This is a genomic window from Marinobacter sp. NSM, assembly GCF_052380025.1.
In the GTDB taxonomy this organism is placed as follows: Bacteria; Pseudomonadota; Gammaproteobacteria; order Pseudomonadales; family Oleiphilaceae; genus Marinobacter.
On record NZ_JBQTCK010000001.1, the window covers coordinates 305,787 to 325,156 of the forward strand.

The following is a 19,370-nucleotide window of genomic DNA, read 5'->3' on the forward strand; positions in this document are numbered from 1 at the left end:
GAGAACGGCATGAGCGGCATGAAAGGTATGGGCTTGATGCCCCAGCAAAAGCGCAAGCCGATGTCTGAGATTAATGTGGTGCCCTACATCGACGTGATGCTGGTACTGCTGATCATTTTCATGGTGACGGCTCCGATGTTAACCCAGGGGGTAAAAGTGGATTTACCCCAAACCACGTCAGACCCGATCCAGCAGGATAAAGACGTTGAGTCCATTACCGTCTCGGTAGACGCCAACGGCGCCTACTACATGGATATCGGTGACCGCAGCAGCGACCCGATGACGCTGGCTGAGGTGCGTGAACAGGTGGCCAATATCCTGTCGCAGCGCACCAATGGTGAGGTGCTGGTGCGTGGTGATGAGTTCGTGGAGTACGGCGTAGTGGTGCGACTGATGGCTGAGCTTCAGGCGGCGGGCGCAACCGGGGTTGGCCTGATAACCGACGCACCTCAGGAAAGGCCTTAACAGGGTGGCATTATTGTTGTGAAGGGTCACGAGCGGGAAACCATCAGTACCGATACGGCGCCCCTGAAATCGCCAGTGGTAATGTCTGTGGCATTACACCTGCTGATTGTCGGGATTGCGCTGGCGGGCTGGTCCTGGACATCGCCGATATCTGAGCCGGAGCCCAGAACCATCTCTGCGCGGCTGGTCAGCCCGGAACCCCGGCCGAGCCCGGTGGTGGATGAGCAGGATCAGCGAGATCGCGAACAGGAGCGTCGTCAGCAACAGGAGCGTGAGCGCCAGCAGCAGGAAGCAGAGCGCCGTCGTCAGCAGGAAGAGCAGGCCCGGCGGGAAGCCGAACGGCAGGCTCAGGAACAGGCGCGGCAGCGGGAAGAAGAGCGCAAGCGCCAGGAAGCTCAGGCTCGTGAACGGGCCGAGCAGCAGGCGCGGGAACAGGAGGCTGCGCGCCAGAAAGCTGAGGCAGAGGCCAAAGAGCGTGAGCGCCGGCGTGCTGAAGAGGAACGCAAGCGTCAGGAAGAGGCAAAGCGCAAAGCCGAGGAAGAGAAGCGTCGCCAGGAAGAACGTCGCCGGCAGGAAGAAGCGGAACGTAAACGTCAGGAGGAGGCTGCCCGGCAGGAAGCAGAACGCAAACGCCAGGAAGCCGAGCGCCGATTGAGAGAGCAGCAACTCGAAGCCCTGGCCGAAGAATCCCGCCGAGAGCGGGAAGCGGAAGCCCGGCGCCAGCAGGAAGCCGCTGCCGCCCGCGCCCGTGAAGCGCAAATGCTGTCAGAAAGCGAGAAGTACCAGGCGCTTATACGTGAGCGTTTGAGCCAGGCCTGGTATCCGCCGTCGTCAGCCACGGAAGATATGACGGCCAGGGTTCAGATAACCCTGCTGCCCACCGGGGAACTGGTGAACGCCCGTCTGGTCAGCAGTAGCGGGAATACGGCATTTGATAACTCGGCATTGGGTGCAGTCCGGTCTTTGAGTCGGTACCCGATTCCGTCAGATCGGGATACGTTTGAGCGTTATTTCCGTCAGTTTACTATTGAATTCAATCCGCAACGGTTGCGGTGAGGCCTATGACATTGAACGCACATGACTCATATCGTCAGGGATTTCCCTTTACCACGGCGCTGGCAGCATTGGTTGTTCTCATGCTGCTTGCCAGTCAGGCGAGGGCAGAGCTGCTGATCCGCATCACGGAAGGCGCTGATTCCGCCATACCGATCTCGGTGGTGCCATTTGCCGAAAGCGGTGCGATGCCCGCTGGCGACAAGGTAAGCAGTATTGTGCAGGCAGACCTGACCATGAGCGGCGAGTTTCGTCCGCTTGAGCCCTCCCGAATGCTGAGCCTGCCTTCACAGCGCTCGGAGGTGTATTTCCGGGACTGGCGCCTGCTGGGGCAGCGCTATGTTCTGGTGGGGCAACTCAACCGTTCAGGCGACCGTATTGAAGCCAGATACGAACTGTTTGATGTTAATCGGGAAGAGCGCATCCTGGGTGAAACAGCCGGTGCCCCGGCCAGCAACGTTCGAACTCTCGCCCATCACATCAGTGACCGGGTGTACGAGGCTATTACCGGGGATCCGGGGGTGTTCTCGACCAAGCTTGCCTATGTCACGGTGACCGGAGACGGCGATAACGCCCGCTATCGTCTGCACGTAAGCGATGTAGACGGAAAGCGCTCAAGAATCCGCCTTGAAAGCCGCGAGCCCATTCTGTCTCCCGCCTGGTCTCCGGACGGCAAGCAGCTGGCCTATGTTTCTTTTGAAACCGGCAAGCCTGTGGTGTTTGTCCATGAACTGGCCAGTGGAAACCGTAGGAAGGTGGCGGATTTTCCTGGTCTGAACTCGGCACCCGCCTGGTCGCCGGATGGCAAATCCATGCTGCTGACTCTGTCCAAAGACGGTAACGCAGAGATCTACCGGCTTGATATTGCCTCCGGCAACCTGACCCGGATGACCAACCATTGGGCCATCGACACCGAGGGTGCCTGGGATCACACCGGCCGGGGAATTTATTTCACGTCAGACCGTTCAGGCGGCCCCCAGATCTACCATATGGAAAGAGCGGGTGCCGAACCAAGGCGCATTACTTTTGGCAGCCGATACAACGCCCGGCCAAGACCGGATGCCAGAGGTGAGTATGTGTATTACGTGCATCAAAGGGAAAGGGCGTTCCATATCGCCCGCACGAATCTGAAAAACGGGGAGGAATCTGTCATTACCCGAACCGAATCGGATGAATCACCGAGCGTTTCACCAAACGGACGTTTGTTGATTTATGCCACACAGCAAAACGGTACCAGCGTGCTCACGGTCGTCTCGGCGAATGGCGGGGCGGCTTACAGCCTGCCGGCGTCAGACGGTGATGTCCGTGAGCCCGCCTGGGGCCCTATCGTTCGCTGAACACATTGTTGTCCAATAAACCAATCACGATAAGGAAGTGCACACATGAAACTGTCAGTACAGACTAAAGCGTTTGCGATGTTGTTGTCCGTGGGCCTGGTAGCTGGTTGTAGCTCCACCGGCGATACTATGGAAGATGGTGCTTATGGCTCTGATGTGGCCGCTATTGATCAGGACGGCGGCTCCATCGTTTATGGCGGCGCCGATGGTGATGGCGTTTCTTCCTCTCGTCTGAGCGAAGGAGAGCGTCAGGCCGCGCGCCAACAGGCTGAGCAGGAAGCACTGCGTAACATCACTACGTTCTACTTCGATTTCGATACCTCCGAGATCAAGCAGGAAGCCCGCGACGTGCTGGTTGCTCACGCCCAGTTCCTGGCCAACAATCCACGCCAGAATGTGCGTCTTGAAGGTCATGCCGATGAGCGTGGTACCAAGGAATACAACCTTGCCCTGGGTGAGCGCCGCGCCAATGCGGTTCAGCGCTTCCTGATTGTTAATGGTGCTTCCCGTGGCCAGATCGAAACCGTAAGCTATGGTGAAGAGAAGCCGGCTGTTCGTGGTTCGTCCGAAAGTGCCTGGGCACAGAACCGTCGCGTTGAGCTGGTGTTTCAGTAATCGAAGTCAATGATCGGAAGGTCCCATGAGAAAATTGCTCATGGCGACAGTGCTGCTCCCGCTGGGCCTTGGCCTGGCGGGTGCCAGTCAGGCACAGTCGTCTGCACCCGCATTTCAGAATAATGCCTCCGAAGCCCAGCGTAAGTCGGGTAACAATCAGGCTACGGCTGAACTGTTCTTCATGATCCAGCAACTCCAGAGCGATGTGCGCAGGCTGCAAGGGCAGGTGGAGGAGCAGAAGCATCAGATCAGTCGCCTGCAACAGCAAAGTAGGGATCGATACGTTGATCTGGACCAGCGTATACTGGATCTCTCCAAGGCTGCTGAGCGCAAGGCTGAAGAAACCCGGGAATCAAGCAGTGCAGCCGGGTCCGGTCAGGGTGGGCAGCTAACGCCGGCCAGGGTTTATCGATCCCCAGATGCGGATGAGCAGAAAACCTATAACGGGATTATTGACTTGATCCGGAACAAGAAAGACTTTGATACCGCCATCAGCCGGCTGTACGAGTTTATCGACGAGTATCCGGAAGGGGATCTTACCGTCAATGCCTATTACTGGTTGGGTGAGGTGTACCTGGCTGAGCCTCGTCTTGAGCAGGCCAAGCAGGCATTTACCATTGTTGCTACCCGTTTCAGTGATCACCGTAAAGCGCCTGACGCGGTTTACAAGCTTGGAGTGACGTTGGATCGGATGGGTGAAAAAGACGAAGCTAAACGCCGTATGCAGAGTGTGGTGGATAATTATCCGAATACGGGTGCTGCGGATCTGGCTCGGAAATACCTCGAGAAGGCGTGACTCTGATCACAGATTGAACCGCTTGTCTGCTTGTTGATCTGTCCCGGAAAAAAGTTGGGAATTCCCGTAAAAAGGGGTTGATCAGCAAAAAAATATCAGTAATATGTGCGCCTCGTTTGGGTCGTTAGCTCAGTTGGTAGAGCAGTTGGCTTTTAACCAATTGGTCGAAGGTTCGAATCCTTCACGACCCACCAAATTGCGGAATGGTGGTCTTGAGTGCCTTCATTCGCCGGGCAAGCGCCGGCAACCAGTTATGGGTCGTTAGCTCAGTTGGTAGAGCAGTTGGCTTTTAACCAATTGGTCGAAGGTTCGAATCCTTCACGACCCACCAAATAACAAAGCCCGACGCCGGGTTTTGTGGAAAAAAGAGCCCCCAGGGCTCTTTTTTTTTGGCTTCAAGAACCCATCTGGTCAATATGGGCGTAATCATTTTCCGGGTGCCCGAGAGGCTATGTTACAGCCCCATGAAAACACGCCCGGAAGTGATATACTCTCGCGGTAACAGTAACTTCAGAGATCCAGAAATGACACGAGCGCAAGACCGTATCCTTGTTCAGGAACATCTGGCACACGAAGCGGAGCCAAAGGCCCTGAGTGCCAGCGAGAAAGCTGAGCTTGAGGCACGCATCAAGGCGACCCTCAAAGAGAAGGATGCTGTGCTCGTGGCCCATTACTACACAGATCCGGACATCCAGCGTCTTGCTGAGGAAACCGGCGGCTGCGTTGCCGATTCCCTGGAAATGGCCCGGTTTGGCAACCAGCATCCTGCGTCTACGGTGGTGGTGGCTGGTGTCCGTTTCATGGGTGAAACGGCCAAGATTCTGAATCCCGAGAAGCGGGTGCTGATGCCCACGCTGGAGGCTACCTGCTCCCTCGATATTGGCTGCCCAGCGGATGAGTTTTCCGCTTTCTGCGATCAGCATTCGGACCGGACGGTGGTGGTGTACGCGAACACTTCTGCGGCCGTAAAGGCGAGGGCGGACTGGGTGGTGACCTCCAGTTGCGCTCAGGCCATTGTTGAGCACCTGGATGCCAGGGGCGAGAAGATCCTGTGGGCTCCGGACAAGCACCTGGGCCACTACGTTCAGAAGACCACCGGCGCTGACGTCTTATTGTGGGACGGTTCCTGCATTGTGCACGAAGAGTTCAAGCATCGGGGTCTGGAAGATCTCAAGGCACTGTACCCTGATGCCGCCGTGCTGGTGCATCCGGAATCACCGGATGCGGTGGTGGAGATGGCCGATGTGGTTGGCTCAACCTCCCAGCTGATTCACGCGGTCCAGACGCTGCCCAATGAAGAATTCATCGTGGCCACGGATAACGGTATTTTCTACAAGATGCAGCAGCTAGCGCCCAACAAGACGCTGATCGAAGCTCCCACGGCGGGTAACGGCGCTACCTGCCGCAGTTGCGCCCACTGCCCCTGGATGGCCATGAACGGCCTTGAGAACCTGCTTGCGGTGCTGGAGCGGGGCGATCAGGAAGTACTGGTTGACCCGGCCCTGCGTGAAGACGCATTGCGCCCGCTGCGCCGGATGCTGGATTTCACCGCTAACATGAACCTGAAAGCTGCCGGAAACGCCTGACCATCCCCGTTAGCCTCGCCGGGCTTGCAGCCTGTCAGTAATGTCGTTCAGGCGTTCGTTGACTACCTGCCGTTCGGCAGACCCGGCGGGCAGCTTTTCCTGGGCCTGGCGCAACTGGCGTTGGGCGGATTGCAAGTCCCCCATTAGGGCATAGTATTCTGCCCGTGCGCGGTGCACACCCACGATATTCCTGGCCATGCCCTCGGCTTCGGCGAGTCGTAACCAGATCTGTTCCCGTTCCGGCAGGCGCCGGGCCAGGTCCCGCAGCAAGCCGGCGGCGGTATCCCCATTTCCGTCGGCAATCTCGATTTCCGCGAGTGTCCAGGTGATGGGGTAGTTGCGCGGGTTTCGGGATAACGCCTGCCGCAGCAATGTCCGTGCGTCTTCATAACGTTTCTGGTCCAGCATCACGTCGGCCAGGGTCACCTGAAAGGTGATTCTGCCCGGGCTGCTGTCCAGAAGTTTCCGCAGTATGCGCTCGGCCTTTTGGTATTGCTGGTTGCGCTGATAGGCCACGGCCAGCCCGTAGCGAATGGCGTCGTTGCGTTTGGCGTCATCCCTTGCCAGGTAATCCTCAAACGTCTCGACTGCCAGTTGCGCCGACGAGGCGTAACGCACATGCAGGCGGCTACGAACCAGATGATACTCCTGGCCATCCCGGATGCGTTCGTCGGGATACTGCTCCGCCCGGTTACGGCTGTCGGCGACCCGGTTCTGGGTTAATGGGTGGGTCGACAGGTACTCGGGCATCTGATTACCCTGTAACCGGTTCTGTCTCATCATGATTTCGAACATTTCCGGCATGCCGCGCGGGTCGAGGCCGGCGTTGGCCAGAATCTCCATGCCCACCCGGTCGGCCTCCTGTTCATGGGCCCGGCTGTAGGCCAGCATGTTCTGGATTGACAGGGCCTGAGTGCCGGCGATGGCGGCAATGCCAATATCGGATTGGGTTACCGCGGACAGCACGATACCGGCGATCATCCCGGCCAGTGTCAGCGGTGCGCTGGTTTCCTGTTGTTCCATGCGGCGGGCAAAGTGGCGCTGGCTCAGGTGCGCCAATTCGTGGGCCATGACTGAGGCAAACTGCTGTTCCGTTGCAGCGTTCAGAAACAGGCCGCCGTTCACCCCCACGATGCCGCCTGGCACGGCAAAGGCGTTGAGGGCAGGGCTGTCGATCAGGACCAGCTTCAGTTCGCGGTTATCCAGCGGGGCAGACGGCACCAGTTTGTAGGTAATGGCGTGCAGGTAGTCGTATATCAGCGGGTCTTGTATCTGGGGTGCGGAGCGCCGGATAGAGGCCATCACTTGCTGGCCGATTTCCGCTTCCTGCTGGCCGGAAATGAGGCCAGCGCTACCGCCTATGCTGGGCAGGCTGGATTCCTGGGCATGGCTGAACCCGCCGGAGAGCAGCAGGGGGATTGCCAGAGCAAACGCGGTCAGGAAACGGCAGACAGGATTCTGGCGATCAGTTCGATTCATGGATTTCAGTCACACCCGTGGGGATTTGCCACTTTGACATCAGCATAGCCCGGAAAGTTCTTGTCTGTATTACGAAGACTTGAGATGCAATAGGGTAACACCCCCGGCATAATGCCTGCTCGATTATTGGATAAATGGTAATGGTGTTCGCTTAACATGGCTGATCGAATTCTGGATGCCTCCGGGCTGCGTTGCCCGATGCCACTTCTCAAAACCAAGCTGGAACTCAACGCCATGAATGCCGGGCAAGAGCTTGAAGTGATTGCAACGGATTCGGGCTCTGCCCGGGATATCCCGGCCTGGCTTGGAATGTCTTCTCATACTTTGGTCAGCCAGTCAGAGCATCACGGCGAATTCCGTTTCGTGATAAAGTGCGGCGGTTAATCTTCCGGAGTTGTTCATGGTCAGAATTCTGCGCGGTCTAGCCCACAAGTATTTTTCTGATGAAGAAGCAGTGATTCTGTTTCTGCTTCTGGTTACCGGTACGGTTTTTGTCATTCTGTTCGGCGCCATGCTGGCACCAGCGATCGCGTCGTTGATTATCGCGTTTATCCTTCAGGGCCTGGTTGCCAAGCTGCATAAAATGGGCGTGCCAGAGCTGGTGGCAATCATCGGTGTGTTTGTGGTGTTCCTGGGTGTTCTGGTCGGATTTATCTTCGGACTGTTGCCATTGATCTGGACACAGTTGAGTAACCTGGCAGGTGAAGCGCCCCGGATCATACGCGAGCTTCAATCCTATCTAGAGCTTCTGCCCGAAGAGTATCCCCACCTGATCTCCATGGAGGCGGTAGACACCATATACCGCCAGGTATCGGCAGAGGTCGCTCATATGACCCAGGTACTGGTCTCGTTCTCTCTATCAAGCATTCCAGACCTGGTGGCACTGCTGATCTACATGGTACTGGTGCCGATACTGGTGTTCTTTTTCATGAAAGACCGACGTGTGCTGGTCGCTTCCATCGGCCGGATGCTGCCTCCCCAACGCCCGATGATGATTCGCATCTGGCATGAGGTGAATCTCCAGTGCGCGAATTACGTCCGGGGCAAGGCAGTTGAGATTCTGATCGTTGGCACAGTTACATACGCCGCCTTCAAGCTTCTGGGTATGCCCTACGCAGCATTGCTGTCATTGCTGGTAGGCTTGAGCGTGGTGATTCCCTACATCGGCGCTGCGGTGGTCACCATTCCGGTGGCGGTGATCGCCCTGTTTGCGTTTGGTTGGGGTTCCCACTTCATCTGGGTGATGGTCGCTTATGGCATTATTCAGGCGCTGGACGGCAACGTGTTGGTGCCTATCCTGTTCTCGGAGGTTAACAACCTGCACCCGGTTGCCATTATCGTGGCGGTTCTGTTCTTCGGCGGTATCTGGGGGTTGTGGGGCGTGTTCTTTGCGATTCCGCTGGCTACCATGCTCAAGGCGGTGTTTGCTGCCTGGCCGGTGAAGGAATCCGAGCCCTCACCGGCGGTATCAGAGTAGGTCAGAGTGCCTTGACGGCTGCCAGTACCTCGTCGGCGTGGCCATTTACCTTAACGCCACGCCACTCCCGTCTCAGGATGCCTTCCTTGTCGATCAGGAAGGTACTACGCTCGATACCCAGGTGCTCCTTGCCGTACAGTTTTTTCAGTTTGATCACATTAAACAGCTTGCACAGGGCCTCGTCTTTGTCCGAGATCAGGTGGAACGGGAACTGATGCTTACTCCGGAAATTGGCGTGAGCCTTGAGCCCGTCTCTGGATACACCAAAGATTTCGGTATCAAGCTCGCTGAACTGAGGCATCCTGTCCCGGAAATCCTGGCCTTCGGTGGTACATCCGGGTGTGTTGTCCTTCGGGTAGCAGTAGATGACGACGTTTTTACCCCGGAGGTCGGCCAGTCTGATAATCTGATCGTCGGTCGCCTCGGCTTCAAAACCGGGCACGGGTTGGTTCAATGTTACGGATGACATGACATCTCCTTTAATTCCCTTGTGTCAGTTCGAGCCCAACATTACCATATCGCTTTTATTCGGACGGAGTTTTTATGATTACGGGTAGCCTTGTCGCGCTGGTCACGCCCATGCATCCAAACGGTGACATTCACTGGGAGGATCTTGACAAGCTGGTGGACTTTCATATTGAAAACGGCACGCACGGCATCGTTGCTGTGGGTACCACCGGCGAATCCGCAACGCTGGACCCCGAGGAGCATTGTCGGGTTATCGGCCACATCATAAAACGGGTCGATGGCCGGATTCCTGTTATCGCCGGCACCGGTGGTAATAGTACAAGGGAAGCCATTGAACTGACGTCCGAAGCCCACAAACTGGGGGCGGACGCCTGCCTGCTGGTGGTGCCTTACTACAACAAGCCGACCCAGGAAGGCCTCTACCAGCACTTCAAGGCCATTGCCGAGGCCGTGCCGGGCATGAGTCAGATGCTTTACAACGTGCCTGGCCGCACCGCATGCGACATGCTGAATGAAACCGTGCTTCGCCTGGCGGATATCCCCAATATCGTGGCGATCAAAGACGCTACCGGCAACATTCCCCGCGGTGCCGAGCTGATCGAAGCCCTGGACGGCCGCCTGGCGGTCTACTCCGGTGATGATGCGACCGCAGCAGACCTGATGCTGGCCGGCGCCAAAGGCAACGTGTCTGTCACCGCAAACGTGGCACCCAAAGCCATGTCACAGTTGTGTGAGGCGGCGATCAAAGGTGACGAAGCCGAGACTCGTCGTTTGAATGACCTGCTCATGCCGCTGAACCGCAAGCTGTTCCTGGAAGCCAACCCGATTCCGGTTAAATGGGCACTGCATCGCATGGGGATGATCGGTGAGGGCATTCGCCTGCCGCTGACGCCGCTGAGCGAGAAGTTCCACGCCGAGGTGGAAGACGCACTTAAGGCCTCAGGTGTTCTCTGAGGCCAACCGATTCCCGTTATACCGGAGTAACTCGATGCAGGTTCCTGGAAGAGCCCGTAACACCAAGACATTCCTGTTCCGGCCGTTAGCCGGGCTCCTGTTGGCCAGCACCCTGGTTGGGTGTGGCATCCTGGAAGATCGTTCCCAGCGATACGTTCACGCGCCGGAAGGCGAACCAATCAACGTACCCGAGGGTGCAGACGATTCCAGGTTGAGCCAGATCATGCCGGTTCGGAGCATCAATACGGATGATTCACGCCGGCTGTTTCCGTCTTCGATCCCGCGCCCACCGGACATGACCTCGGAAATTCTGGATCAGAACTACGTGATCGAGGAGCTGGATGGTCGTGTCTGGCTTCTGGTCAACGAAGTGCCCGGCCGCTTGTGGCCGGTTGCCAGTGCCTGGATGAACGATGCCGGCCTTGGCGTGGCTTACGATAACCCCCAGTTGGGTATCCTCCAGAGTGAACTGGCCAACTTCAGCAAGCGCAGCCGTGACATGCTGGGGCTGGCTGATGACCCGGTCGCTCAGGAGCCCCGGGTGCTTTTGCAGATGCGACTGGCACCGGGCATTCGACGCAAGACCACCGAAATCCGGCTACGGGTTCTGGAGCTTGAAGATGCGCCTGACGGGCTTGTTGCCTGGCAGTCGGATCAGGAATCCGACACCCGTGCCCAGGGCAGGAAAGAAGCGCTGTTGGCTGAGCTTGGTGAATTCATGAAGCAGCGTGAAGACAGCAAGTCTTTCTCCCGGGCGGCATCCGGTATGGTTGCCCAGCCCCTGGTGAGGTTGCTTTCTGAAGATGAGCAGGCGGTCGCTGTGCGCGTTGAGCTTGATTTCGGTCGCACCTGGGCGGAAGTGAACCGTTCCCTTGAGGAGATTGGCGCAGACATCCAGGACCTTAACCGGAGTGAGCGTTGGTTCCACGTGGACTTCCGTACCGAAGACGAACGCACCCCGGGCTGGTTCTCCTGGTTCAGCAATAAGGCTGAACCCCGCCACACCCATACCGTGAACATTGAGCAGCGTGAAGACGCCCTGTTTGTCACAGCTGAGAGGCTGGACAGCTATACTGGTGAGTTCAGCGCGTCAGACCTGCTCACACAACTATTTGAACACCTGTATTGATTCGGGGCGGCCGGCAAGGCCGCTGTTCGATTCTGGAGATCTAAATGGAAAAGCGCGAAGAGCTATACGCGGGCAAAGCCAAATCGGTATTCCGCACTGACGACCCGAACCGTTTTGTACTGGTGTTCCGGGATGACACCTCCGCCTTTGATGGCGAGAAGAAAGAACAGCTGAACCGTAAGGGCATGGTGAACAACAAGTTCAATGCCTTCATCATGGACAAGCTCGAAGCGGCTGGTGTGCCCACGCATTTTGAAGCCCTGCTGTCTAACACCGAATCCCTGGTCAAGAAACTGGACATGATTCCGGTCGAGTGCGTGGTTCGTAATATCTCCGCCGGCAGTCTTTGCCGCCGCCTGGGCGTGGAAGAAGGCCAGGAGCTGAACCCGCCCACGTTCGAACTGTTTCTGAAGAACGATGCCCTGCACGATCCCATGGTGAACGAGTCACTGGCGGTCAGCTTTGGTTGGGCCAGCGCTGAAGAACTGGCGCGCATGAAGGAGCTTACCTACAAGGTGAATGACGTACTCAAAGCCCTGTTTGATGACGCCGGTATGCTGCTGGTGGATTACAAGCTGGAGTTTGGTCGCAGCGAAGGCCAGATCGTTCTGGGCGATGAATTCAGCCCGGATGGCTGTCGTATCTGGGATAAGGAAACCCGTAAGAAAATGGATAAAGACCGCTTCCGCCAGGGCCTTGGTGAAGTGATCGAAACCTACGAGGAAGTAGGGCGTCGACTGGGTATCCAGTTCGACTGAATACAAAAACCGACAATAAACGGGTGTAATATGCGTAAACTGATGATGGCAATGGGCGCGTCCATGTTGGTCGCGGCTCCGGCGGTCTCCGCTGATGTTCTCGGCGTAGGCGCCACCGTTGGCTACTGGGATGCAGACTATTCCGGTGAGGCTTCCAAAGGCAACGATCGTGTCGACCTTGAGCGGGATCTGAACCTCAGCAGCGATTCCAACGCCAATCTTACTGCGTATTTTGAGCACCCGGTTCCGGTATTGCCGAACGTACGGCTGGCTTATACTCGTACCAAGCAGAGTGGTAACGGGCAGTTGGATTCCGGTTTTGGCGATGTGGACGCCACAGCTAATGTTAGCTCCGAGCTCGAGCTGGAACAGCTGGACGTCACTTTGTACTACGAGATTTTAGACAACTGGGTGAATCTGGATCTTGGCCTGACCGTTCGGGATTTCTCCGGAGAGTTGCTTGTTCTGAACAGTGACGAGAGCAGCCAATTCTCTGAAACCAAAGCCGACGCCGTGTTACCCCTGGTATACGCCGCTGCCCGTTTTGACCTTCCTTTCACCGGGGTATCTGTAGGTGGCGACGCCAACGCCATCGCCTATGATGGCGATTCGGTCTACGACTTCAACGTGTATGGCCAGTATGAAATGTCCCTGTTGCAGTTGCGGGCAGGCTATCGGCAGATCTCTCTCGATTATGACGATGGCGACGACAACCTGGACATTGAGCTGAGTGGCCCGTTTGTCAGCGCTGGCCTCAGATTCTGAGCAAGCATTAAAAGGCGCCTCCGGGCGCCATTTTTCATGGAGAACAGATCTTGAAAATCCTCGTTACCGGAACCGCCGGCTTTATCGGCTCCCATCTGGCCCACCGGCTGCTGGATCGCGGCGATGAAGTGATCGGCGTAGACAACGTTAACGACTATTACGACGTCAACCTCAAAGAGGCGCGTCTCGCCCGGCTGGTTAACAAGCCCGGATTCACGGAAATTCGCCAGGATGTGGCCGACCGGGCCGCCATGGAAGCGCTGTTCCGTGAGCATAAGCCGGAGCGGGTCGTGCATCTGGCCGCCCAGGCCGGAGTCCGTTATTCCCTCGAGAATCCCCACGCTTACGTGGACGCCAACCTGGTTGGCTTTATGAACATTCTCGAAGGCTGTCGCCACAACGATGTAAAACACCTTGTGTATGCGTCGAGCAGTTCGGTATACGGCGCCAACGAGACCATGCCGTTCTCCGTGCATGACAACGTGGACCATCCGCTCAGCCTGTACGCGGCGTCCAAGAAAGCCAACGAGCTGATGGCGCACACCTACAGCCACCTGTACAACCTGCCGACGACCGGCCTGCGGTTCTTTACTGTTTACGGCCCGTGGGGTCGCCCAGACATGGCGCTGTTTATCTTTACCAAAAAGATCCTGGCGGGCGAGCCGATTGATGTGTTCAACCATGGCCATCACCGCCGCGATTTCACCTACATCGATGACATCGTTGAGGGTGTTATCCGTACCCTGGACCATGTGGCAGAACCCAACCCGGACTGGTCTGGCGAGAAGCCGGACCCTGGCACCGGCAAAGGCCCTTACCGCATCTACAACATCGGCAGTAACAACCCGGTGGAGCTGTCCCGCTTCATTGAAATCATTGAAGAGCGTGTGGGCAAGAAAGCGGAGAAGAATCTGCTGCCACTGCAGCCGGGAGACGTGCCGGCAACCTATGCTAATGTTGACGATTTGATCACAGACGTAGGCTACAAACCCGACACCACGGTGGAAGAGGGTATCGCCAACTTTGTGGATTGGTATCGGGATTTCTACAAGGTGTAAAAGCCGGGTTAGCGTCAGAAGAAAAACAGCCAGCGCAATACGCTGGCTGTTTTTGTTGGTATACGACTATTCAGGCACTCACACCGCCACTGACGCCACGGGGCGCCTGCGATAACGTGTGAAGATTCCCAACAGTCCCAGGCCAATCAGCGCCAGAGAAGATGGCTCGGGTACTGAGGTAGAGGGCTGGCAAGCCGGATTTGTCGGATTAAGTTGGCAGAAATCCAGGGTTTCCTGGAGCTTTGCGTTGGCAAAATCAGTCACGAACTGCTGAACAATCGTCTGATCGGAAGTGTTGAACAGGTTGAGGTTGAACACGGTTCCGCCATGATCTTCGATCAAGGTCCTATACGAGTTGTCAGTAGACGTGCCTCTGAGAACACCGTTATATAGTGCGTTATTGGAAGTCAGGAGACCATCCAGCACCGAACTATTGACCGCAGAGCCTCCAACGGAGCCCCTGAAGGCGAAGTCGCCGTTGGAAGGTTCATCCGTCAGAATGATGATGTTCTTGACGGCATTGCTCCGGAATGAAAATAGATCACTTTGGCCATCCAGGGCATTCAGGGCAAAGGCGGTAGCGGTGTAGCCCGGCTCGGTGCCACCATTAATTTTTAGACCCTGCGCTGCTGTTGCAAAGCTGGCTGGATCGGTGAGATCGGTAACCATGCGTGGTACTACTGCGTTGTCGCCGTAGCCAACCAGCCCGTACTGGGCGTCAACCTGGCCTGTACCGGTAAGAATACTGGCAAATAGGCCGATATTGGCCCGCAGGTTGGCTTGGACAGTTCCCATTGAACCAGATTCGTCAACGACAAAGACAATATCGCTGAGGATTGGAGCGGCATGCACCGGAGCGATGGCGGCCGCCGTCGAAAGTAGCAAACCTGAAAGAAATCGCTTGAGTTTCATCATCGTTACCTCATCCAGACTGAGTGTTGTAGGCGGGCATCCATACCGTACTGCTTTATCGGCTGACTCCCGAGTGATACACCTATGCAGGCATCAGAAAACCTTGCATAGCATGTGCCACAAGACTTAACGCAAGCCTAACGCGCTGTGATGTCGGGACATTCTTCAGGTTCTGGCTGAAAAGCCCAGATATGACGCATCTGATATGTATAGAAAGCTGACATTGTTTCGCGGGGGCTGTAACCAACAGCGTTAGTCAGTTTTCCGCGAAGGGGCGCTGAAGTTTCTTGCTTTCCCGGTCAGTGGGCAAACAAACTGAAGCTGAACGGCCTTCAGGCAAAGCCCGGAGGGGTGGGCGCTGCCGTAAAGCCTGTCACCGACGATGGCGTGGCCAATACCTACAAGATGCCGGCGAATCTGATGCTTGCGCCCGGTTTCGATAAGCACCTGCACGTCGGTGGTGTTCTCGTCCGGATGAATGGCCAGGGTTGTGACCCGGCTTACAGATGCCTTGCCGTCCAGCGGTGCGTTGATAAGCAGGTCATCTGCCTTCAGCTGCCCGGTCACCGTAGCCCGGTAGGTTTTTGTGACGGTACGGCCGGAAAACAGCTGCGACAGGGCACCGGCTGCTTTGCTGTCGTGGGCCACCAGCATCAGCCCGGCAGCATCGGCGTCCAGCCGGTGCACCAGAAAGCATGGCCGGTTAAGGGCGACCTCGGCCAGCCGTAGCAGGCTGCAGTGGTCTCCCCATTGCGAGCCCTGGGCTAACAAACCGTGAGGTTTGTACCAGAGGCTGTAGCGACCCAGGTCTTCTAGCAGATCAGGTTGTTCCGGCTTGAGGCCCAGCACCTGGTCATCGTAGAACAGTTGAATCCGGGTGCCTGGCTTTAACTCCCGTTTGGCTTTTCGCAACCGAACCTGCTTGCCCTTCTGGGTCCACCAGCAGGCACCTTTGGCCATGGCATCCTTGATTCGCTGCTTGGGGAGCCCTGACGCCTCGGCTAGCGCATCGACGGCAAGTTGTGATTCCGAAATGGTCAGGTCCAGGGTACGTCTCATGGCCGGGGATGGTCGCTCTGGTTAGGATGGTTAAAGTCTGGGATTATAGCCAAAAGCGCAGTCAGTTTATGCAGCAAACCGATACCAAAGGCGATCTTTACGAATGTCCAAACGCTGGTTAACCGGTATTGATCTGGGAGGCACCAAAACGGAAGTGATCCTGCTGGATGAGAACCACCAGGAACACTTTCGGCATCGGGTGCCAACCCCTGCCGGCGACTACCAGGCCACCCTGGCCACCATCAAATCACTGATCGAACGAGCCGAACAACAGGTCGGCCAACGCGGCTTACCGGTGGGCATTGGTATTCCAGGAACGGTATCTGGCGTGACCGGGCGCATCAAAAACGCCAATTCCACCTGGCTCAATGGCAAGCCCATGGCGGATGACCTTCGCCTGCTACTCGGCCGACCGGTTGCCCTGACCAACGATGCCAACTGCCTGGCATTATCGGAAGCCACGGATGGTGCAGGGCAGAATGCGGGAGTGGTCTTCGCGGCCATCCTGGGGACCGGTTGTGGCGCTGGTATCAGTGTTGATCGACGGCTGTTGACAGGTCCCAATGGTGTGGCCGGTGAGTGGGGGCATAACCCGTTGCCCTGGACACCGCAGGGAGAGCTGGATGATCGCCTTTGCTTTTGTGGCCGACGTGGCTGCAACGAAACCTTTCTGTCTGGTACCGGCTTCAGCCTGACCCATCAGCTATCATGGGGTAACAGAGTCTCGGCACAGGAAATAGTTGCCGGCGCACGGAACGGAGATCGCGAGTGCGGTATAACGCTGGATCTCTATATTGAGCATCTGGCCAAGGGCCTGGCAGCGGTTATCAATCTTCTGGACCCAGAGATGATTGTGTTGGGCGGTGGCATGAGTAATGTGCGGGAACTCTACCAAGCGTTACCGGAGCGGCTGCCGCAGTATGTTTTTGGCGGCGAATGCTCAACTCAGGTCCGGCCAGCGATACACGGCGATTCCAGTGGCGTGCGCGGGGCAGCGTGGTTGGCTGCCCAGGAAACAAATCCAGCATAAGGAGAACACGATGCCCGCAATAGGATGGATATTTATCCTGTTCGCCTTTGGCTTGGTTATTGGCAGTCTTCTGCTGTTAAGAGACAGCAGTAATATGAAAATTCCGGAACACAAACTCGAAAAGATCCGTAAACGGAAAGCGGAGCTGGATGAGAAGGAAAAACAGGAAAAGGATGACTGGTAATCGGAGAGGGTTTACGCAGGCATAAAAAAAAGCCAGTTCTCACGTTGCACGTAAGTAACTGACTTTCTTTGCAGAATTGGTAGGACCACCCAGATTCGAACTGGGGACCTCTACCATGTCAAAACAAAACGGGATCAGGCGAGGCAAGGGCTGGCAACGGTAAAACAATCACTTATGCCGTTTTTGTGTTCAAGGTAGACCACTTTTGTTCGTGTTTGTGTTACTCTAAAGGTCACACATTGGTGACACGGGGTGACACATGGCTCAGAAAAAGTCAGATACAAGTATCACGGACACGGCGGCAAACAGGTTTCTCAAGGAATCAGGCGACCGCGCCACGTTGTGGTGTGAGAAAGTCACCGGCTTGCACTTGTTAAAGACAAAAACCGGCGGAAGTTGGCGCTATCGGTACACAGACCCGACCGGTAAGCGCAAGACTGCAACGGTAGGTCGTTATCCATCCATGAAGCCACAACAAGCCGCCGAAAAGGCAATGGCATGGCGTAATGATGATGTGGACGTTCTGGCAGAGAAAGACCGCAAAAAGGCAAAAGCCATTGCGGATAAACAACGCGCAGAGCATCGGACCATGCAAGCCTACCTCGACGGTCCATATACTCGCTATCAAGACCGCCGCCGCGCAGGCGAGGCTACTCTCGCAATCCTGAAATCGAATTTTGAGAATCTTCTCGACCGCGATATGGCCAGCCTGACCCGCGCTGACATTCAGGCATGGCAATCTGAAAAAGAGAAGAAAGGCCGCGCTCATTCCACCCTAAAACGCGCTTATGGGGCATTGCGGACCATGCTCAGGCAGGCGATTGTCGATGGTGTACTTGACGATAATCCGCTCGAACATGTGTCACTTGAGAAGCCGCTCGATGATGAGAGATCAAAAGAGCTACGCGAGAAAAGAGAGGCCACTCGTCGTTTGCTCAAGCCAGAGGAGCTAAAGGCTTTTCACGCTGGCCTAAATGTATTTGCCGAGGAAATCCGGCAGGGCAGACGCAATAGCCGCAAGCATGGCAAGCCGCATCTCCAAGACCTCGACAATGTAGCCTTTCCACATTGGTTTATTCCGTTTGCAAAGTTGAGCCTCTATACCGGATTGCGTCCCGGCGATCTCTACTCGCTGACCTGGAGCAATGAGTTAAACCCTACCTTTGGCCGTTTGACCAAGACCCCGGAGAAAACCAGACACCACGGGGAGGATAAGGCCGCGCGTGTTGAGATGGATCTCCCGCCGGAGGCGCTGGAAGTTGTAAAAGCATGGTGGACGCAAAACGGCAAGCCTGAGAGCGGCCTTGTGTTTCCATCTCCGGTGACTGACAGGCGTATGGACAAGAACGCACACGACAAGCCGTGGAGACGCGTTAAAAAGCTGGCAGGCTTGCCCAATGATCTAACCCTGTATGCGCTGAGACACCACTTTATATCGAGTCTGGTGGCGGCTGGTGTGCCGTTGTTTGCAGTGGCAAAGCTGGCAGGTCACAAGTCGGTGACGATGATCGAAAACCACTATGGCCATTTATGCCCCGATGCAGCAAAAGACATTCTCAGAAAATACGGCGCTAGTGTTTCAGGTGTGAGGGAGGCGGTATGAGCGTTGATCCCGACGATATCAAGTTATATCTAAATCAAAAGTCAAAGGAATGGGAAGCCCAGGAATTACGAGCTGCTAGAGTCCGTTTGCCGGAAGATATACCGGAGTATGTCGATTCATGTTTAAAAACTGTTTCGAAGTTGCCGGATGAGCTTCCACAAAAGCAGGTTATACAAAAATATCTCAATGTCGCTTTACGCCATTATCAGGAAGATGACGAAAAAGGTGTGAGGCGCTGGATTATGAAGGCCGAAGATAATTATAAGAATGCGCTTTTTGATTTAGAAATATTGAAAAGAGAGCAAGGCGCACGCAAAGGAGGCCAGTCGCCGAAAAGGAGACAATGGGCAGAAGAGATCGCCGATCATTTGGTTCGAACCCGCCCAAATTCTAACTTTGAACAGGTATGGAAAACGTTGCCAGAAGGGGAAAGCCCGGAGCAAATTGAAGCCGAACAATACGATTTGGCATTTTACCGAGACGGAGAAAAGTTAATTGCAATAGATGGATTTACGACCGTCGAAAAAGGTAGCCTGGCCCAATCTAGTTTTAAGAAGAGATATTTTTCACCAGCAAGGCGAAAAGCCGGACACTAACTAACTTTCTGTACCTAAGCGGTTGTTTTCATTGAGTCTCACGAAC

The 19,370-nt window shown here is 55.9% G+C and carries 21 protein-coding genes and 2 tRNA genes; 19 read left to right on the forward strand and 4 right to left on the reverse strand.

Annotation, left to right across the window (positions count from 1 at the left end; translation table 11 throughout):
- The first annotated feature begins 18 nt into the window (after positions 1-18).
- The 8 genes from tolR (at position 19) to nadA (ending at position 5,852) form a co-directional block, all read left to right on the forward strand.
- On the forward strand, positions 19-465 hold the full coding sequence (tolR, locus tag ACTZWX_RS01465; RefSeq protein ID WP_058089873.1) for a protein TolR: 447 nt from the start codon (positions 19-21) through the stop codon (positions 463-465).
- A gap of 75 nt (positions 466-540) precedes the next feature.
- Complete coding sequence (gene tolA / locus ACTZWX_RS01470; protein WP_444712838.1) at positions 541-1,521, forward strand: cell envelope integrity protein TolA; 981 nt, start codon at positions 541-543, stop codon at positions 1,519-1,521.
- A gap of 5 nt (positions 1,522-1,526) precedes the next feature.
- Complete coding sequence (tolB, locus tag ACTZWX_RS01475) at positions 1,527-2,855, forward strand: Tol-Pal system beta propeller repeat protein TolB (RefSeq protein WP_444712432.1); 1,329 nt, start codon at positions 1,527-1,529, stop codon at positions 2,853-2,855.
- Positions 2,856-2,900: 45 nt separating this feature from the next.
- Positions 2,901-3,470 (forward strand): peptidoglycan-associated lipoprotein Pal, encoded by a 570-nt coding sequence (pal, locus tag ACTZWX_RS01480; RefSeq protein ID WP_444712433.1) that lies wholly within the window; start codon positions 2,901-2,903, stop codon positions 3,468-3,470.
- Between the two features lie 25 nt (positions 3,471-3,495).
- Positions 3,496-4,266: a tol-pal system protein YbgF gene (gene ybgF / locus ACTZWX_RS01485; protein ID WP_444712434.1), complete on the forward strand. Its 771-nt coding sequence runs from the start codon at positions 3,496-3,498 to the stop codon at positions 4,264-4,266.
- A 118-nt stretch (positions 4,267-4,384) separates the two neighbouring features.
- Positions 4,385-4,460: transfer RNA gene (locus tag ACTZWX_RS01490), tRNA-Lys, on the forward strand.
- Positions 4,461-4,521: 61 nt separating this feature from the next.
- Positions 4,522-4,597 (forward strand) — tRNA-Lys (locus ACTZWX_RS01495).
- A 193-nt stretch (positions 4,598-4,790) separates the two neighbouring features.
- Entirely contained in the window at positions 4,791-5,852 is a 1,062-nt protein-coding gene (gene nadA / locus ACTZWX_RS01500; RefSeq protein WP_444712435.1) for a quinolinate synthase NadA, read from the forward strand.
- A gap of 9 nt (positions 5,853-5,861) precedes the next feature.
- On the opposite strand, the gene ACTZWX_RS01505 is transcribed toward nadA, so the two are convergent.
- Complete coding sequence (locus tag ACTZWX_RS01505) at positions 5,862-7,331, reverse strand: M48 family metalloprotease (RefSeq protein ID WP_444712436.1); 1,470 nt, start codon at positions 7,329-7,331, stop codon at positions 5,862-5,864.
- A 156-nt stretch (positions 7,332-7,487) separates the two neighbouring features.
- On the opposite strand from ACTZWX_RS01505, the gene ACTZWX_RS01510 reads away from it, so the two are divergent.
- The gene (locus ACTZWX_RS01510) at positions 7,488-7,715 is read left to right on the forward strand and encodes a sulfurtransferase TusA family protein (RefSeq protein ID WP_058089598.1); all 228 of its coding nucleotides are present in this window, start codon (positions 7,488-7,490) and stop codon (positions 7,713-7,715) included.
- 16 nt (positions 7,716-7,731) lie between these two features.
- Positions 7,732-8,808, forward strand: coding sequence for an AI-2E family transporter (locus ACTZWX_RS01515; RefSeq protein ID WP_444712437.1), 1,077 nt, complete (start codon positions 7,732-7,734; stop codon positions 8,806-8,808).
- A 1-nt stretch (position 8,809) separates the two neighbouring features.
- Here ACTZWX_RS01515 and ACTZWX_RS01520 read toward each other — a convergent pair whose 3' ends face one another.
- Entirely contained in the window at positions 8,810-9,277 is a 468-nt protein-coding gene (locus ACTZWX_RS01520; protein ID WP_444712438.1) for a peroxiredoxin, read from the reverse strand.
- Positions 9,278-9,351: 74 nt separating this feature from the next.
- On the opposite strand from ACTZWX_RS01520, the gene dapA reads away from it, so the two are divergent.
- Genes dapA through ACTZWX_RS01545 form a run of 5 tightly spaced genes read left to right on the forward strand, consistent with a single transcriptional unit; the run spans position 9,352 to position 13,940 of the window.
- The gene (dapA, locus tag ACTZWX_RS01525) at positions 9,352-10,230 is read left to right on the forward strand and encodes a 4-hydroxy-tetrahydrodipicolinate synthase (protein WP_138436384.1); all 879 of its coding nucleotides are present in this window, start codon (positions 9,352-9,354) and stop codon (positions 10,228-10,230) included.
- 34 nt (positions 10,231-10,264) lie between these two features.
- On the forward strand, positions 10,265-11,359 hold the full coding sequence (bamC, locus tag ACTZWX_RS01530) for an outer membrane protein assembly factor BamC (RefSeq protein ID WP_444712439.1): 1,095 nt from the start codon (positions 10,265-10,267) through the stop codon (positions 11,357-11,359).
- Between the two features lie 44 nt (positions 11,360-11,403).
- Positions 11,404-12,117 (forward strand): phosphoribosylaminoimidazolesuccinocarboxamide synthase, encoded by a 714-nt coding sequence (gene purC / locus ACTZWX_RS01535; RefSeq protein ID WP_444712440.1) that lies wholly within the window; start codon positions 11,404-11,406, stop codon positions 12,115-12,117.
- A gap of 30 nt (positions 12,118-12,147) precedes the next feature.
- Complete coding sequence (locus tag ACTZWX_RS01540; protein WP_444712441.1) at positions 12,148-12,882, forward strand: TIGR04219 family outer membrane beta-barrel protein; 735 nt, start codon at positions 12,148-12,150, stop codon at positions 12,880-12,882.
- Between the two features lie 50 nt (positions 12,883-12,932).
- Positions 12,933-13,940 carry an NAD-dependent epimerase gene (locus ACTZWX_RS01545; protein ID WP_444712442.1) on the forward strand — a complete coding sequence of 336 codons (1,008 nt, stop codon included), beginning with the start codon at positions 12,933-12,935 and terminating at the stop codon, positions 13,938-13,940.
- 78 nt (positions 13,941-14,018) lie between these two features.
- On the opposite strand, the gene ACTZWX_RS01550 is transcribed toward ACTZWX_RS01545, so the two are convergent.
- Together ACTZWX_RS01550 and ACTZWX_RS01555 are read right to left on the reverse strand one after the other, a co-directional pair.
- Complete coding sequence (locus ACTZWX_RS01550; protein ID WP_444712443.1) at positions 14,019-14,855, reverse strand: vWA domain-containing protein; 837 nt, start codon at positions 14,853-14,855, stop codon at positions 14,019-14,021.
- 249 nt (positions 14,856-15,104) lie between these two features.
- On the reverse strand, positions 15,105-15,911 hold the full coding sequence (locus ACTZWX_RS01555; protein ID WP_444712444.1) for an RluA family pseudouridine synthase: 807 nt from the start codon (positions 15,909-15,911) through the stop codon (positions 15,105-15,107).
- Positions 15,912-16,014: 103 nt separating this feature from the next.
- On the opposite strand from ACTZWX_RS01555, the gene ACTZWX_RS01560 reads away from it, so the two are divergent.
- From ACTZWX_RS01560 to ACTZWX_RS01575, 4 genes are all read left to right on the forward strand, one after another.
- Positions 16,015-16,941 carry an ROK family protein gene (locus tag ACTZWX_RS01560; RefSeq protein WP_444712445.1) on the forward strand — a complete coding sequence of 309 codons (927 nt, stop codon included), beginning with the start codon at positions 16,015-16,017 and terminating at the stop codon, positions 16,939-16,941.
- A 10-nt stretch (positions 16,942-16,951) separates the two neighbouring features.
- Entirely contained in the window at positions 16,952-17,125 is a 174-nt protein-coding gene (locus tag ACTZWX_RS01565) for a DUF2897 family protein (protein WP_444712446.1), read from the forward strand.
- A gap of 259 nt (positions 17,126-17,384) precedes the next feature.
- On the forward strand, positions 17,385-18,728 hold the full coding sequence (locus ACTZWX_RS01570) for a tyrosine-type recombinase/integrase (RefSeq protein ID WP_444712447.1): 1,344 nt from the start codon (positions 17,385-17,387) through the stop codon (positions 18,726-18,728).
- On the forward strand, positions 18,725-19,324 hold the full coding sequence (locus ACTZWX_RS01575; protein WP_444712448.1) for a hypothetical protein: 600 nt from the start codon (positions 18,725-18,727) through the stop codon (positions 19,322-19,324). Before ACTZWX_RS01570 ends, ACTZWX_RS01575 begins: the two co-directional genes overlap by 4 nt.
- The last annotated feature ends 46 nt before the right edge of the window (positions 19,325-19,370 follow it).